We start from the raw sequence: 16,967 nt of genomic DNA on the forward strand, positions 1-16,967 counted from the left end.
ACAGGATGAGCATATGCTATATCCTGTATTTAGCGGTAATGCTATGTAATGTTATAAAGCTAATGTTATAAAGCCGTCCAGCCCTCCTGAATCCAGCCTTTCTCAGCCATACATTGATGAAAATAAGTTGATCGATTTATTTGGTTGCGATGCGGCGGCGTTGTTTTAGATACATGTCGGGGCATACAGATATTATTTGCTTTTTGAAATGTGCAATGTGAAGTATCTAAACCACTCAAACTTGTCGGTCTCTCCTGCTCATCTCTTGATGGAGGATATTGTTCATCCGCTAGCAGCTGACAACGTTGCTTACTTTGCTCGAAATCTTGAGGATTTTCACCTGCACGCCAAGACGAACTCATACAAGCTGTTAAAGCAGTGACGATGTATCCAAGTAAAATAATGATTTTGAAATTTTTCATATTTTCTCTATTGAAGTTATTTTATGACTTAAGAATTTGCTGCAAATACAGCATCGGAAAAATTATCTATACACTCATCTCAATTGTTTCAGCGATTTAAACGGTCTAAAATAATTAAGCCTATTAAGCTAGTACAATAAAATTGCCATAAATAAGGACAGCAGCCCATTTCAATTTCGACCAAGAACGTAAAAAGAATGAAAATAGGCAACTGTCCGTTGAGAAATTTATTATCGGTGTTTATTGAATTCTCAGTGAGGATGTCACAGCTTAAAAGAAATCGTCTGTTTTCAGCATACGATATTTTTGTTTCCAACCTTTATCGGCCATACACTGTCTAAAAGAAGAATAGCGGTCACTTGCATTGACATCGAGTACATAACTTTGTAATTGTGGCATTTTTTCATAGGTATAGGATTTACCATCACAGTCTTCTTTTTTGGGGCATGGTATATAAACATCTTTTTGCTCGGTACGCATTGCAACTTCATTTTTGACTGGAAATTTTTCTTCAGCCAATATCTCACATAGTTTCTTACTAGATTTTAAATTGGGGGCATGATTATCTTGTGCAACCCAATGTGATGTACAAGCCGTTAAGCATAATAATGGTAGTATCAATAATATATTTTTCATATTCACTCCGATGATTAACATGGATTACAAGCAGTTATATTAAAGTTTAGCAAGGGAGAATTTATAAACTTTACACCATCTGTCATAGCCTTTTCTAAAATCATCTTGCTGGCTTACACGATAGAAGCCCTAAAACTGATTATAGAAAAGGATTCAACATCATTTAAATAAATTAAAAAATGGGCGCGGATAATAACATACTCTAATCTATGTATAAATTTTAAAAACATTTAACTGCATTTTTTTTCGCCAGGTAATTATCACAATTAAACGCACTGAGTACGATCAAATTCTGCATATATTAACGCAATAAAACATAATATCGAGCACGGTATACGTCACAATAAGCATCACTGTTTATACAGTGCCATGATGATTTCAATCGAAAAGAGCATTATTGGTTTAATGATATTGGTTTAATTATTCTTAACAACATCACAATATGAGTATTGAGGCAAAAAATGAAATTAAAAATACATCATTTAAGTTCGGCGCTTGCAGTATTTATGCTACTCAATTCAGCATATAGTCATGCAGCTACGACTACCAGCGATCACACAACACGCGCGCAGCATGATTTTAAAATCGAGCGGATATCTAAGAAATTAACACAATTAATCCCCAGCAACGCACAGTTAAAGTTATTATCCAATGCAAGTGCTTGGGCAGAAGGTCCTATTGTTTTACAGAATGGTCAACTGATTTGGAGTGATATCGTCAATAACCGGGTATTAACATGGAACCTACAGCAACAAACCCAGACATGGTTATCCCCTGCACAATTTCAAAATGGTCATGCCATTGATCAACAAGGGCGTTTATTGGCTGCATCTCATGGTAAACGTGCGATTGAGCGTTTAGATCATCAAGGGAAATGGGAAATACTGGTTGATCTCTATGGTGACAAGAAACTCAATAGTCCCAATGACCTCATTGTAGATCGTGACGGCGAGATCTGGTTTACTGACCCCACATTTGGGATTAAAAAAGCCAATGAAGGTTATGGTGGGAATGCTGTCATCGGAGGCGAATATAGCTATCGTTTTAATCCCAAAACGCAGCAATTGACCCAACTTGTCACGCCAGATGTTCATACGCCCAATGGTATTGCTTTAAGTCCAGATCAAAAAACGCTATATATTTCTGATGCTGCTGCCGCACATGATGCCAATCATCAATCGCGACATATTGTCGCCTATGCGCTGGATCAGCATAAAAACTTAAGCAAAGGGCATAGATTAATAGACCTTAAAACAGGTATTCCGGATGGCTTAAAAGTCGATGCCAAGGGGAATATATGGGCGACTTCAGGGAATAAGATTTTTATTATTTCTGCCCAAGGTGAGCAATTGGGTGTGCTGGAATTTTCTCACCCCGTCGCCAATTTAGTTTTTGCCACCACCCCAGATCAACAAAAAGTCATTTATATCACAGGCGACCGTTATCTTTACCAACTCAATGTACTCGTTGATGGCGCGCTAAAAGCCCCTCATTAAACCCTCATTAAACCCTTATTAAATAAGTTACTTACTAAAAATAAGTGACTCGCTAAATAAGTTAGTTGTGAAAACTGCTTTTCTGCTATGCTCTTGAACATGGTTTTAGCGCCTCGCCCCCTCTTGCCACGTGCTAAAACCGAATCGTTTATGTCTTCAAAACAAATATCAAATTAGGTTGATTACTATGCTGCAGTGGTTTGAAAAGCGCGTTGATCCTTATCCCAGTAAAGATTTAAACAAACCATTACCCACAAGTTTCTTTGCCTTTGTATGGAGTGCTGCCAGTGGCTTAAAACGGTTTCTATTGTTATTGGTCATTTTAACGGCTGCAACTGCCAGTTTTGAGGCATTATTCTTTTCGCAGATTGGTCATTTGGTTGATTGGCTCAGTCAATCAAGTCCAGATACTTTCTTAAGCAAACATCGCAATAACCTCATTATTTTATTGTCTGTTCTGTTGGCACAAGTATTTTTTGCCAGCGCACAATCCATCATTCGTCATCAAATTTTATATAGTACTTTTCCAATGCGTTTGCGTTGGCGCTTTCACAATTTACTGTTATTGCAAAGCGTAGATTTTTTTAATAGTGACTTTGCTGGGCGTTTATCTGCCAAAGTCTTTCAAACAGCATTGGCTGTCCGTGAGTTTTGGGTGATTTTGGGGGATATCCTCACTTATGTTTTAATTTACTTTGTCACCATTAGTGTGGTACTGGCCGCGGTTTCTCCAATTTTACTGATACCTTTAGTCATCTGGTTGCTCTTGTTTATATGCAACGCTATTTATTTTATTCCACGTTTAAGCAAGATTTCCAAGAAACAGGCAGATGCCCGTGCGGTTATGACCGGGCGAATTACCGATGCCTATACCAATATTCAAACAGTAAAACTTTTTGCGCATGCTGGACGTGAAACCCAATATGCCAAACAGTCTATGCAAACCTTTATGCGCACAGTGTATGTGCAAATGCGTTATGGGACCTATTATGAGATCTGTACGCTGTTACTGACGGTGGTATTGTTTGCTGGCGTGCTGGGAACTGCGGTCTATCTATGGTTACAAGGTTTGGCTGCTGTTGGTGTGATTGCTGCCGCAACGGCGATGGTACTTAAACTCAGCAGTATGACTGGGTTTTTATTGTGGCAAACCACAGCGTTATTTGAAAATGTCGGTACCATCCAAGATGGTATGAAAACTTTAGGCAAAACAATTGCCGTACAAGATCGCCCGCATGCGCCAGCGCTAGAGGTCAAAGCGGGTCAGATCAGTTTTGATGATGTCAGTTTTTCCTATAATGATAAAAAAGTCATTGATCATTTTAATTTAACCATTTCTCCTGGAGAAAAAATTGGTATTGTCGGTCGTTCTGGTGCTGGCAAATCAACCCTCATCCAACTGTTGTTGCGTTTTTATGATCTGCAACAAGGTAAAATTTGCATCGATGGTCAAAATATCAAAGACATTAGTCAAGATAGTTTAAGACGTAATATTGCCATGGTGACGCAAGATACTTCTTTATTGCATCGTACTGTAGCAGAAAATATTTTATATGGTCGTCCCGATGCCAGCGTAGCGGAGATGAAAAAAGCGGTACAACTGGCAAAGGCAGAAGATTTTATTGAAAATCTCAGTGATTTACGCGGTCAAAAAGGCTATGACGCTTATGTTGGTGAGCGTGGAGTGAAACTCTCTGGTGGGCAACGACAACGGATTGCAATTGCTCGTGTGTTCTTAAAAGATGCACCTATCTTAATTTTAGACGAAGCCACCAGTGCCTTAGATTCAGAAGTTGAGGCTGCGATTCAAGCCAGTCTTGATCAATTGATGGCAGATAAAACCGTAATTGCGATTGCGCATCGGTTATCGACCATTGCACAAATGGACCGTTTAATTGTTATGGATCAAGGTCATATTGCTGAACAAGGCACACATGAACAATTAATTGCTATGAATGGGATCTATGCAAAATTATGGAAACGTCAAACGGGTGGTTTTTTAACACCGAATGACCATGTTGAATCTAAGGAGTAAAAAATGTTGTATCTAGAAGACTTAAACGTTGGCGATCGTTTTGAAAGTCGCGCCTATGAAATGTCTTTGGATGAGATTTTACAATTTGCGGGACAATATGACCCACAAGCTTTTCATACCGACCCACAACAAGCAGCAGAACACCCTGTATTTCAAGGCTTAGCCGCAAGCGGTTGGCATACGGCTGCTGTGACCATGCGCTTATGGACAGAATGTTTTCCTGTAGCCTATGGTTTGATTGGTTCTGAGGCCAATATTCGTTGGCCTAAGCCCACACGCCCTGGCGATCAACTTCGTGTCGTTGTCGAAATTGCCGCGATTACGCCGTCTAAAAGCAAAGATGACCGTGCTATCGTCAGTTATATAACCCAAACTTTTAATCAAAATGATGATGTCATGATGATTTCAACCACCAAAATTTTAGTATTTCGCCGTGGTGCTTTTGCTGAAAGCGCTGAACAATAAAATTTTGACCGTTGTTTTATGCTCTATACATGACAAGACCCATTGAGAATAACTTGAACAGTCTTGAACTTGAACAGTCTTGAACGTGAGCAGTGGTTAACAACCGTGTAGGTCGACGGCATGTGCAGTGAATATCGATGCTATTTCAAGCTTTTTCATATTTTGATATTTGCCAGACTGCCGCGACTACACTTAAAATAACCATGCTCAGCACGCATGGCGTTGCCAGGCAATTTTATTTTGCTATTCATCAGTTTAATTCATTTACTATTTATTGTTGTGCTATTGATTCTATTGAGGATTGATCAGCATTTAAGGAGCCCTTATGAACCACCCTTCAGAGCTTAAATATGCCGTAACCCATGAATGGGTACGTGTTGAAGGAGATCTTGTGATTACAGGGATCAGCGATCATGCACAAGATGCTTTGGGGGATTTGGTCTATGTTGAAATCCCTGAACTCAATCGTGAAGTGACTGCTGGTGAAGCTGTTGGTGTGGTTGAATCGGTTAAAACCGCATCCGATATTCATGCCCCAGTATCGGGTGTGGTGGTTGAAGTAAATACTGCACTTGAAGATGATCCAGATTTTATTAACGATGAACCTTATGGTAAGGGCTGGATTTATAAAATAAAAATATCCAATCCTGCCGAGCTAGAACAATTATTAAGCCATACTGCTTATGAAGCTGGGCTTTAAGCCGAGCCTTATCGATAGCAAAACATTGTAGCTCATAAAAAACTCGATCCATTGATCGAGTTTTTTATGAGCGGGTCTATTTGTCTAAAGAGTCTATCTGGAGCGAGTAGCGCTATCTAGTTAGACCCTAGATAGGCAAGCAGTTATTCTGCTGAAATATCTTCAAATAAAACAGAAGATAAATAGCGCTCAGCACCATCAGGTAAGATCACAACAATGGTTTTGCCCGCATTTTCAGGTCGTTGTGCCAGCTGCGCAGCAGCAGCCAATGCAGCACCACTGGAAATACCGACCAAAATGCCCTCTTGTGTGGCAGATTTACGTGCCCATTCAATTGCTTCAGCACTTGGAATTGCAATAACTTCATCAACTAAATCTAAATCAAGGTTTTTAGGGATAAAGTTCGCGCCAATGCCTTGGATTTTATGGGGTCCCGGCGTTAAGCTTTCACCACGTTTGGCTTGACCGATAATTGGTGATTCTGCGGGTTCAACCGCAACAGAATATAACGCTTGATTTTTTACTTTCTCAAAATAGCGTGAAATTCCTGTAATGGTTCCCCCTGTACCGACACCTGATATTAAAATATCAACTTTACCACCTGTCGCTTCCCAGATTTCAGGTCCTGTGCTTTCTTCATGGATTTGTGGGTTGGCTGGGTTTTCGAACTGTTGCGGTAAGAAATATTGCCCTGGGTTTTCATCGAATAAACGTTGTGCTTCATCGACTGCCCCTTTCATACCCTTGGCAGGATCGGTCAGTAGCAAATTTGCACCAAGCGCTTTTAAGACTTTACGGCGTTCGATACTCATGCTGGCAGGCATGGTTAAGGTAATAGCATAGCCTTTGGCTGCGGCAACAAAGGCCAAAGCAATCCCCGTATTACCACTGGTGGGTTCAACGATATGTACGCCGGGCTTCAACAAGCCTTTGGCTTCAGCATCAGCAATCAATGCTGCACCCACACGACACTTTACCGAGAATGCCGGATTACGACCTTCTATTTTAGCCAATACTGTTGCAGGGCTTTGAATGGCACGTTGAATACGAATAAGAGGAGTATTACCAATCGCTTCAGCATTGTTGTTATAAACTGCAATACCAGCGTTTTCAATATGTGGGAACTGTGACTGATTGCTCATAACTTTTCCTAGAAGTCCTTCGTTAATGTTTATAATAGCGCTTTCTGAACAACAAGTTACAACCAGCCGCGGCTTAAATCAACAATCTTTATCATCAATCTATACTGTTTTCTGATATGTTTTTGCAAATCTAGAATAAGACAGTCGCTATCGGCTTTAAAAGTAAGCTTTAAAATAAGCCATCGTTCCATTTCAACCCATCACGATAAAATATTTTTATCCCAATAGGCATGCCGTACCCCGGGCATATCATTGAGTAAATCTAAAATAGTTTGCACTTCTTCGGTTTCAATCGACGTAGCAATGAGGGTGGCTTCTATTTGCACTTCTGTTTCCCCAAAAGGTTCAACTTCTATATCTTTGGGTGGATATTGATGACGTTTCAATACGAGATTTAATTGCTCCATCACTGATTTACTCGCTTGCCGCGCACAGATAATATAAATCACGTTAAGCGATTCAGCATCATCATCTAATGGTCGACGATCCATAACTTGCACAATTGGTCGCAATAATGTATTTGCAGCCAAAATAAATACTGTCGCCAAAATAGCTTCTAATACTAAATCAGCGCCTGCAGCGGCACCGACTGCAGCAGAACACCATAAAGTAGCAGCGGTATTTAAGCCGTGAATACTGCCTTCTTGACGCATGATTACCCCTGCACCGAGAAAACCAATTCCTGAAACCACATAGGCAATTACCCGTACCGCACCGTCAGCACCATTTAATGCCATGGCAATGTCGACAAAAATAGCTGCACCGACCGCAACCAATACATTGGTTCTTAAACCCGCAGTACGTTGTCGATACTGGCGTTCTATTCCAATCAAGGCACCCAAGATAAAGGCTGTCGTTAAACTAATGGTGGTATCTATAAAGTTATCGAGTTGTAGATGTTGTAAAAATTTCATATTAAATATTCAGCCCAGCGGCATTTTCACCATGGAGTTACAGCTTTATATACGCTACATACGCTGCAAATATAAATGCTGTATATGTTGTATATAAAGCGGTAGATCGTCTAATCCAGCAATATAGGATGAAGTTATGGCAATAACATTGCAGCCTTGTAGAAAAGAGATTTTAATTTTCAATCTTTAACATTATTGTCTAAGTTTAAAAATTATCCAAACTTAAAATCCTTTGTACAAGACCAATAATGGCTGTGATCAATGCTGATTTTTGGCGTATATAGATCACAATAATATAGGCAAGGACATGTTTATTTAGCCATTAACCAGCTCAAGCCTACACCCAGCCAAGCAGAATCATGACTATTTTGAATCGGTACACCGAAAGATGTAAATAAGGCGACTTTTTCTGGAATGGCTTGATACTGATACAGCAATTGACTTTGTCGGTGTTGGCTTTCGTTTTGAAAAAACTCTAAAGACAGTTGATGCAATGCATTGAACTGATAATGACTGGCAACAGCCCAAGTATTCTCATGACCATCTGCAAAACGTTGCTGTCCAATATTGACATCAAATTGCCAGCGCTCAGACGCATACCAAGACAATGGAATATTAAAACGCCATTGTCTTTCTTGGTCAGTTTGTTTGGGCTGCCATTCCACACTTGCAGCAATCGCAAAATAATCTGTCTGTAAAAAAGGCACTTTGGCTGCAATGGCATATTGCTGTAGATCATCCTCATATGCCACAGGTAAAGCCAACTCTACCCCATGAATTAACTGACATGCAGGGGTTAAATGTGCCGCCCGCTGCTGTTGTTTATAAAATGCTTGGTCTAATTCTATTTGGCACTGACCTTGATCGACAATGCCGGCATCATCTGTGTTAAACAAGGGTGCTGAATAGACCACGCCACAGATTGAAATAACAGCCAGTGCAAAATAAAACGAAACACTTGCGTATAAATAATACATCCTTACTCTCCCATACAACGTGGTCGCAAAGGACTAAGTGAGATGGATCACCATTAAAATTTTGTGCACAACAAAACTGAGCACAGTATTTTAACAGTGCAATCGTTTAGATGAATATGGAAGGAATAACAGACAAATAGTGGCGTCTTATTGCAAGACCACATGACGGAGTTGTAAGCAGTCTGGTTTAATCGGCTAGTATTTGGCGGTTATCACACCGACGCTCACTCGAACAACTTCCCACTTAGGGTCTCCGCTTACAAATTTGTGGACATTATATCGATAAAATCGCAATAGACAATTGTTTTGCGCAAATAATCTGATTAATACTGCGCTCTATAATGATTGAACACTGAGATTGACCTTAGATTTAAGCTTTAGATTGGTGGCTTAATCAAGTCAGGATAAAGCCACCAGATGTTTTAAGCTAGACTGCTTGTAAATCGGTTATGCCGCATTTAAATAGTCTAGAATATATTGCAACACCAATTGTGGCTGCTCTGCATGTAACCAATGCCCAGCATTGGCAATACAGTATAACTGTGCTTGTGGAAACTGCGCGTAGAGACTTGCTTGAGTGGTTGCAGCCAAATAATCGGAATTTTCACCTCTTAAAAATAACGCCGTTTTGGTCCACGCCGTATTTTCCTGCCACGCTAGAATCTGAGAATAGTTGGCATAGAGAGCATCTAAATTGAATAACCAACGTCCATTTTGACGATCAAACGATTTCAGTAAAAACTGACAAACCATCGGTTCGGCAATATATTCAGCCATGATGTGATTAGCCTGTTTACGGTCATGTGGCTGTTGTTGCTGTACTGCAAATAGCCCTTTAAAAATCTGATCATGATGATTTTCGGTATAAGCATAGGGTGCCATATCCAATACCACCAATTTTTCTAATCGCTCACCAGCTAGGGCAGCCAATTGCATAGCAATTTTGCCCCCCATGGAATGCCCGATTGCTGAAAATTTATCGATATTTAAATGCGTCAATGTTTCTAAAATATCCTGTGCCATTAAACGATAATTCATCGCGGCATCATGCGCAGATAAACCGTGGTTACGCACATCAACTTGAATGGTATGATATTGCGCTTGTAATGCACGTGCAATTACACCCAAATTACTTAAACTACCAAAAAGCCCATGAATCAAGACTATGGGGGTGTCAGAACAGGCGTGTTCACTGCGTACCAGCTCATAATTCAATATCATCATTGCATCCTAAAAATCTGTAGCGATTATTGGATGGAAAGTATAGAGCTTGCCTGCTACCTGCTCAAGCGGCATTAGCGCTTCAATATGGGGTGGCAATCTACAGTGTCGCCGTGCTCAAACACGATATTCTTGCCCCAAAATAGTTAGAAACCAAAGCATATTTAAAAAAATATTTAAGCCGACAGTAGACCGTTGAAATGTTATATTCAATGAACCCTTAGCTTTAGATGATGGCCAGATATGAGCGGTGACGATGCCATCAGATCGATTATACATTAGCGCATACTGCTATCTTATAAAATTCATTTTAGTTGTTGAGGATCGTTATGATGGTAACAACATCTACTGCCACACAAAAATCAACTGCGCGATTTGACCATGAGTTTTATTCTGAGGACATACTCGCCAAAATTAAACAACAACAAAGTGGTTATCTGGCGATGGATGATGCGTTTTTGAGTATTGCTGCACGCATTTTTATCATCCGGCAAGCCAAGTACTGTTTAGACTTACAATATTATATTTGGTCCAATGATTATATTGGCAATTTAATCTTCCATGAGCTACTACAAGCTGCTGACCGCGGGGTACACATCCGTATTTTGATTGATGATCAAAATGGTCGCCAGCTGGATGCACATTTTCAGGCATTAAAACAACATCCTAAATTTGAAATTAAACTCTACAATCCTTATAAATTCAGAGTTTTTCGATTTATAGATTATATTTACCGCGCGGCTAAGATAAATCGCCGTATGCACAATAAACTGATTATTGCCGATGGTTCAATTGCGGTAACTGGCGGACGTAATATCAGCAGTGAATATTTTGAAGCCAGTGAGTCCTTTCAGTTTACCGATATGGATATTTTATTTTTAGGCGCTGCCGTAGAACAAGCCAACCAAGTGTTCATCGATTTTTGGCAACATAAACTCAGTATGCCAGTTGAAAACCTCATTAAGATCCCCTCTCTGGCAGATATACTGGCAAAGTTCCGGATTGGTTTAAAAATATATGACGAACAACAAGTGCAAATCGATAAAAAAATCGAGAAGAATCGAAAATATATTGAGGAAACGCTATTTCAACAGCATAAATTAAAATGGGTAAAAGCACATTTTCTAGCCGATAGCCCAGAAAAAACGTTGGCCAACGCATACGGTGATCAACTGATTGTGCATCAAATTCGCCAGTATATGGGTGTACCCAAGCATCGCTTTGCGGTAGTCTCTGCTTATTTTGTACCGACGCTTTATGGCGCACATTATTTGGCACAATTGGCGCAGCATCAGATTCAAACACGGGTTTTAACCAATAGTTTATTGGCCAATGATGTGGTACTGGTACATGCGTATTATCAAAAATATCGCAAACAACTACTACAAAGTGGAGTAAAACTATATGAGTTTAAACCGTATATTTTACGTAAACGGCGTAGTTGGTATGAGGTGGTTACAGGTAATGTAATTCCCGCCAAAGGTAAAAATAAATCCAGTCTACATGCCAAGTTTTTGAGCGTTGACGATAAAGCATTTATTGGTTCATTTAATTTCGATCCCCGCTCAGCGCATTTAAATACTGAAGTGGGCTTGTTTATAGAGTCCAAAGATCTAAGCTTACATATGCAAGGTATTTTGGATGCTAGTTTAACCAAGGTTGCCTATGCCTTAGTTTTGGATGACAAAGAAAATATAATCTGGCGCGATGATCAAGGTAATGGGCAGGTTGTGGAGTATAAACATGATCCCCAAAGTAGTCGTTTTGAAAGATTGATGATGTATAGTATTGCTTATCTTCCTTTGGAATGGTTAATGTAGACAAGCGCAACCAACACGAAAGATCATTTATTTCACATTGCAATACCGATATAAGGCACGGCATTATGTATATTCCTGATGAGTTTAAAGAAGTAAGAACAGAAGAAATATTTAAAATAAAGCAAGATTATCCATTGGCGAGTATTATCGCCCATACCTCGCAAGGACTGCTGGCTTGTCATATTCCCCTGATTTGGAAAAATCCGCAATGTTTGTTAGGTCATATGGCTTTGCTCAATGAAATGAACCATTTGCTCGCAGACCATCAAGAAGTCTTATGCATTTTCCAAGGTGCAAATGCTTATATTTCTGCCAATTATTATCCGAGCAAGCAAATCGACCATCAAAAAGTGCCAACATGGAATTATCAAGCAGTCCATGTTTATGGTCGCCTTGTTTTTTTACACGATGATAAATCAAAAATTGCAGCACTAGGTCAGTTAACCAAACAACGGGAGCAACGTGCTCATGGCGATCAAGCTTGGAAAATGTCTGATGCCCCCAAAGATTATCTAGCACAACGCTTAACTGAATTGAGTGTATTTGAAATTACCGTCGACCGCGTATTGGCAAAATCTAAGTTAAGTCAAAATCGAAGCCAGATTGACTTTGATAATGTCGTACAAGAATTGCAGCAACGTGGTGAAGATGCACTCGCTGAAAGCATGCTAGCATTGCCCTCACACAATCAAAATGCATCTTGATGGTGTGAGGAGAGCACAAGCAATGCGATAGGTTAATCAAGAGACGCATCAATACACGCGTCGCTCTATTACTGTCTAGAAAGTATATTTTAGGCTCACTAAAACATGGCGTGGTGTGCCGTAGACCCCTGAATTATAAAAGCCGACATTGGTAAAATAACGTTTATCAAAAATATTATTAAAATTAACTGCCGCACTGAGCTGTTGGTTAATTTTATAATCTGCCATTAAATCAACCACAACAAAAGCATTCTGAGTAATATTTTCTAAACGGTCTTTTTTACGGTTATATACCGTTTGCCATCCTTTATCTTGCCAACGGATATTGCTACCAATTTTTAGATTTGCCAATATACCAGTCAATTGGTATTGGGTCGAAAGATTAAACTGATGCTCGGGTTCCCAAGTCGATAGTTTTTCACCATTTTGATCTTTAATCCGTTTATAGGTATATCCAGCTTGCATTTGTAAATTGGGTAAAAGTTCTCCTGATGCTTCTATTTCTACGCCTTTGGTTTTGGCGTCACTGCCCAACCAAGCATAATCGACTGCTGGATTGCTTGGATTACCATTATAAATAATGTCCTCTATGGCACGATTGGATTCATGAATTTCAAAATAAGCGGCACTGGCATTGAATTTATCCCCCCAAGGTTGCAATTTAAAACCGACTTCATAGTTCTTACCTTGGTTCGGCTTTAAAATGACATTATTGGCTGTTTTATACCAAATATCATATGGCATAAAAATATCACTTAAACTGGCATAGGCAGCCACTTGGTCATTGATATCATAGACCAATCCAAAGAATGGAATAAAACGATTATTCTCTTTGACCGTTCCACTCAGACCATCCATTTTATAATTGATATAACGTGTCCCCACTAGCGCTTTGAGCTGATCGGTTAAATGTAAGCGAGTGGTGGCATAAGCGCCTATTTGCGTGGTTTTATCTAAGGTATGAGATTTAGGCTCGCCCCAATTTGGCTCAGCAATATCACCATCCCAATCCTGATAGCTTGGGAGGCTACTGTCATAATCGTCAAAAGAATACCAATCATCGCCTTTCCATTTTGAATAAGCAGCACTGGCGCCCAATACCAGATCATGTTGTCGTTCAAATAAATTGAATTTACCTGTGGTATAGAGTTCTAAGGAATCACTGACTGTGCGGCCTTTATATTTAGATGGCCAAATTTCGGCACTTCCATCCAAATTTGGATAATAACCTTGGATGGTTCCCAAGGGTGCGTCATAACCATTAATTTTATGGTCATATTGCATGGTTACTTGCCAGTCATCATTAAACTGATGATGTAGGTTGGCAAATACCGTACGAGTATATTGCTTCCATTTACTCCAATTGGCAGCATTATTAAATTTATAAGATGGATCAGGATTCCGTTGCCCTTCCTCATTAAATAATGGAAATGAACCGGACCATGTTGATGCTTTGGGTTTATTATCTTGATAGTCTGCGCCAAGCGTCAATAAAGTATTTTCAGTTAAATCAACCTCAAGGATGCCATAAAAAACCGTACTTTTGCGTTCATAACGGTCCATAAAAGATTCTTTATCTTGACCTGCTGTCACCAAGCGACCACGTACAGTTTGTGCGTCATTGAGTGAGCCGCTAATATCAAACATAGCTCGATAGTTATTCCATGACCCTGCACTGAGATTAACTGCACCCTCTACATCTGCCGTTGGTTTTTTACGAACCAAATTAATGGTCGCCCCCAAAGAACCGACGCCAGTTAATAGGCCTGTTGCACCTTTTAATACTTCAACACGGTCATAAATGGCCGAATCACTAAGGGTATTACCTGCTGCATAGCCAACATTACGTGTTGTAGATGGAATACCATCATATTGAAAATTGTTTATGGCAAAGCCACGAGAATAATAGCTGGTTCGTTCACTGTCATAGGCTGAAACCGTAATACCTGGCGTATGAGACATGATATCGTCAATATTATTTAACTGATAATCATCAATATGCTGTCGGCTTATCACGGTAATTGTTTGTGGGGTTTCTTTGGGCGTTAAAGATAACCGTGTTGCTGTGGCAATTTTCCCAGATGTATAGGAAGCACTTCCTTCAGTAATCTCACCCAACTGGTTGGCTTTCATGACCAATGTCGGCAATACCGTCATCGCTGGATCTGCTGTAGCGGAATCTAGCGCTTGTGTAGTGGTAATAGTCGATGCTGACTTGATATTGGGATCAACAATAATCGTCCAAGTTTGATTACTACGTTGCGATAATTTAAAGGGCGTTTGTTGCAGTAATTCTACAAAGCCTTCTTCAACCGAATAATAGCCATGTAAACCCGCACTATTATAATTTTTGGTCATTTCAGGATTAAAAGATAATGCAACGCCTGACTGTAAGGCAAAACTTGATAAGACCTGACCTAAATTACCCGCTGCAACTTGATAATGATGCGCTTGCACAGGTAAATCAGCCGCAATGGTGATGCCGATACTACTGCCCAAAACACTACTCAGCATGATGGACTGTATCGTTCGACTTAAAAGCTTTCGGCTTAAAAGTTTTTTACTCAATACTTTTTTACTCAATATATTGTTGTTCAATATATTTGTCTTTAATCTCTTTATACTTAATCTCGTTATGCAATGGCGGTGATGGTCATGACGCACTGGAAAGCCCTCTTTAAACAGTCAATAAACAAGCAATGTGGTAACGCAATAGCGTTATTCATAGTGTTTGCCGCATGAGATGCTAAAAAGTGTCAGCTATTTAAAATTTTTTTGCATTTTAAAATGTTCGCATTGAAAGATGCGACTTTTATTTTTGCTTTGGCTGGGTTTTGGGTGAAATACTAAGCCAATAACCCGCAGCATATTGATCGATCTGCAATGCATAATCCTGCGCCAACATTTCTAAAATCTTATCCCGATCATCAATTGGATAGCTCCCTGAAATTTTAATCTGCTCTAGGCGATGATCCAGTTGAATATGCCCAGTATGATAATCTTGGATACGCTGTATAAACTGTGCCAATGGCATTTCATTCACCATTAAGAAACCACGTCGCCACGCCACCTGTTGTAAGTCTAATGGTTTTTGTGCACTCACCTGCTCAGTATTAAACTGCGCTTGTTGGTTGACTTCTAAACGTACAGCCTGAGTCGGATGATGCTGTGGTTGTAATAATACAGCACCCAGTTCAACCGCCACATCGGTAGCATGTTTATGCTGTGCGACCAGATATTCCGTTCCCAAGGCAATGGCTTGACCTTGCGCCGTACGCACGGAAAACGGTCGTTGTGCTGGATCATGTTGGGTTTTAATCCAAATCTCACCTTTTAATAAATGGATTTCACGCTTATTCTGATTATAATTCACATCGATTGCGCTATCGTTATGCAATAAAATCTCGCTACCATCGCTTAAATAAATACGTTTTGGTGTTTGTTGTCCATTACGATAATCAGCCAACCAGTGCTGCTGTTGTCCATAATACGATAATCCACCAAGCGGCAAGAATGCCAAGAGCCATAGATATTTTTTCCAATCCACCTGTGGCTGATCAGTTGCCAATACAGGGAGTACCGCATCGTTCGGGATAAGCTGCAATTTATCTTGCAAACGTTGTGCATGATTCCACACTTTACGGTGTGTTGCACTTTGCGCCAACCAAGCTTCAAACTGTTGTTGTTCTGCCGCGCTGAGTTGACCTTGTTGTTGGCACAATAACCAATCTACCGCTTGTTCGAGTATTTCTGCGTGTTGTGGCGCAGCTTCTTGCTTAGAAGCTTGGTGTTTGAATGGGGTCATTTAGCAATCATGATCCATCATCGCAGTTAAACAGTGCAAATAGGCTTTTTTCACATGACGCTTTACAGTGCTTAATGAAAGATTGAGTTTATCCGCAATGTCTTGATATTTTAACCCCTCGAGTTGAGCATATAAAAAACTTAAGCGTACTTCATGCGGAAGATCTTCCAATAATAATGAAATTTCGACTAGAGTTTCTATGATTAAATAATGCTGTTCAGTTGAAGGATGGGTTTGCTCGGAGCGTTCAGCTAAAAGTACAAGATAATTACGTTCAATATGCTTACGCCTAAACCAACTGACCATTAAGCCTTTGGCAACTACTGTTAAATAGGCACGGGGTTGTTCAATATGATATTGATGCTCACGAACCATTACTCTTAAAAAAGTATCATGTGCTAAATCTGCTGCATCTGCTGAGTTACCAAGCCGATGATAGAGCCATTGATAAATCCAAGAATGATGCTCTCGATATAAGTGAGCTACGCCATGTTGAGACAAGGAAACCATTGAAATAAAGTATTGGCAATAAATGAATGATAATTATTATCAATTTATTGCTACTATATTGCAATCCCCTTTTAATCTTAACTGCATGTGAGCTGAAAAATCAGGTCATGCTTTTGCGGT

Annotated in this window: 15 protein-coding genes; 6 read left to right on the top strand and 9 right to left on the bottom strand. The window is 39.8% G+C overall.

All coding sequences use genetic code 11. The features are described from left to right. Positions 1-65: 65 nt before the first annotated feature. Together BFG52_RS08570 and BFG52_RS08575 are read right to left on the bottom strand one after the other, a co-directional pair. A complete protein-coding gene (locus BFG52_RS08570; RefSeq protein WP_157758090.1) occupies positions 66-422 on the bottom strand; it encodes a hypothetical protein in 357 nt (118 codons plus the stop codon). 270 nt (positions 423-692) lie between these two features. Continuing rightward, entirely contained in the window at positions 693-1,058 is a 366-nt protein-coding gene (locus BFG52_RS08575; RefSeq protein ID WP_081408661.1) for a hypothetical protein, read from the bottom strand. Between the two features lie 461 nt (positions 1,059-1,519). Here BFG52_RS08575 and BFG52_RS08580 point away from each other — a divergent pair, with 461 nt between their 5' ends. The 4 genes from BFG52_RS08580 (at position 1,520) to gcvH (ending at position 5,754) form a co-directional block, all read left to right on the top strand. Beyond that, on the top strand, positions 1,520-2,554 hold the full coding sequence (locus BFG52_RS08580) for an SMP-30/gluconolactonase/LRE family protein (protein WP_067554764.1): 1,035 nt from the start codon (positions 1,520-1,522) through the stop codon (positions 2,552-2,554). 187 nt (positions 2,555-2,741) lie between these two features. Beyond that, positions 2,742-4,589 (top strand): ABC transporter ATP-binding protein, encoded by a 1,848-nt coding sequence (locus BFG52_RS08585; protein WP_067554767.1) that lies wholly within the window; start codon positions 2,742-2,744, stop codon positions 4,587-4,589. Between the two features lie 3 nt (positions 4,590-4,592). Then, complete coding sequence (locus BFG52_RS08590; protein WP_067554770.1) at positions 4,593-5,054, top strand: MaoC family dehydratase; 462 nt, start codon at positions 4,593-4,595, stop codon at positions 5,052-5,054. A 325-nt stretch (positions 5,055-5,379) separates the two neighbouring features. Then, complete coding sequence (gene gcvH / locus BFG52_RS08595) at positions 5,380-5,754, top strand: glycine cleavage system protein GcvH (protein WP_067554773.1); 375 nt, start codon at positions 5,380-5,382, stop codon at positions 5,752-5,754. 143 nt (positions 5,755-5,897) lie between these two features. Here gcvH and cysK read toward each other — a convergent pair whose 3' ends face one another. The 4 genes from cysK to BFG52_RS08615 form a co-directional block, all read right to left on the bottom strand. Next, positions 5,898-6,896, bottom strand: coding sequence for a cysteine synthase A (cysK, locus tag BFG52_RS08600; RefSeq protein WP_067554776.1), 999 nt, complete (start codon positions 6,894-6,896; stop codon positions 5,898-5,900). Between the two features lie 200 nt (positions 6,897-7,096). Continuing rightward, positions 7,097-7,810: an MgtC/SapB family protein gene (locus BFG52_RS08605; protein ID WP_067554779.1), complete on the bottom strand. Its 714-nt coding sequence runs from the start codon at positions 7,808-7,810 to the stop codon at positions 7,097-7,099. 311 nt (positions 7,811-8,121) lie between these two features. Further along, positions 8,122-8,787, bottom strand: a complete 666-nt coding sequence (locus BFG52_RS08610; RefSeq protein ID WP_067554782.1) for a hypothetical protein — start codon at positions 8,785-8,787, stop codon at positions 8,122-8,124. Positions 8,788-9,234: 447 nt separating this feature from the next. Continuing rightward, positions 9,235-10,008 carry an alpha/beta fold hydrolase gene (locus tag BFG52_RS08615; protein WP_067554785.1) on the bottom strand — a complete coding sequence of 258 codons (774 nt, stop codon included), beginning with the start codon at positions 10,006-10,008 and terminating at the stop codon, positions 9,235-9,237. Between the two features lie 332 nt (positions 10,009-10,340). On the opposite strand from BFG52_RS08615, the gene BFG52_RS08620 reads away from it, so the two are divergent. Next, entirely contained in the window at positions 10,341-11,828 is a 1,488-nt protein-coding gene (locus BFG52_RS08620; protein ID WP_067554788.1) for a phospholipase D family protein, read from the top strand. Positions 11,829-11,893: 65 nt separating this feature from the next. Further along, complete coding sequence (locus BFG52_RS08625; protein ID WP_067554791.1) at positions 11,894-12,532, top strand: FMN-binding negative transcriptional regulator; 639 nt, start codon at positions 11,894-11,896, stop codon at positions 12,530-12,532. A 75-nt stretch (positions 12,533-12,607) separates the two neighbouring features. Here the strand turns inward: BFG52_RS08625 and BFG52_RS08630 are convergent, their stop codons facing one another. The 3 genes from BFG52_RS08630 to BFG52_RS08640 form a co-directional block, all read right to left on the bottom strand. Further along, positions 12,608-15,046: a TonB-dependent siderophore receptor gene (locus tag BFG52_RS08630; protein WP_067554794.1), complete on the bottom strand. Its 2,439-nt coding sequence runs from the start codon at positions 15,044-15,046 to the stop codon at positions 12,608-12,610. Positions 15,047-15,344: 298 nt separating this feature from the next. Next, positions 15,345-16,337 (bottom strand): FecR family protein, encoded by a 993-nt coding sequence (locus tag BFG52_RS08635; protein ID WP_067554797.1) that lies wholly within the window; start codon positions 16,335-16,337, stop codon positions 15,345-15,347. Beyond that, a complete protein-coding gene (locus BFG52_RS08640; RefSeq protein WP_067554799.1) occupies positions 16,338-16,847 on the bottom strand; it encodes a sigma-70 family RNA polymerase sigma factor in 510 nt (169 codons plus the stop codon). Between the last annotated feature and the right edge of the window lie 120 nt (positions 16,848-16,967).

This window comes from Acinetobacter larvae (assembly GCF_001704115.1).
GTDB classification, from domain to species: Bacteria; Pseudomonadota; Gammaproteobacteria; order Pseudomonadales; family Moraxellaceae; genus Acinetobacter; species Acinetobacter larvae.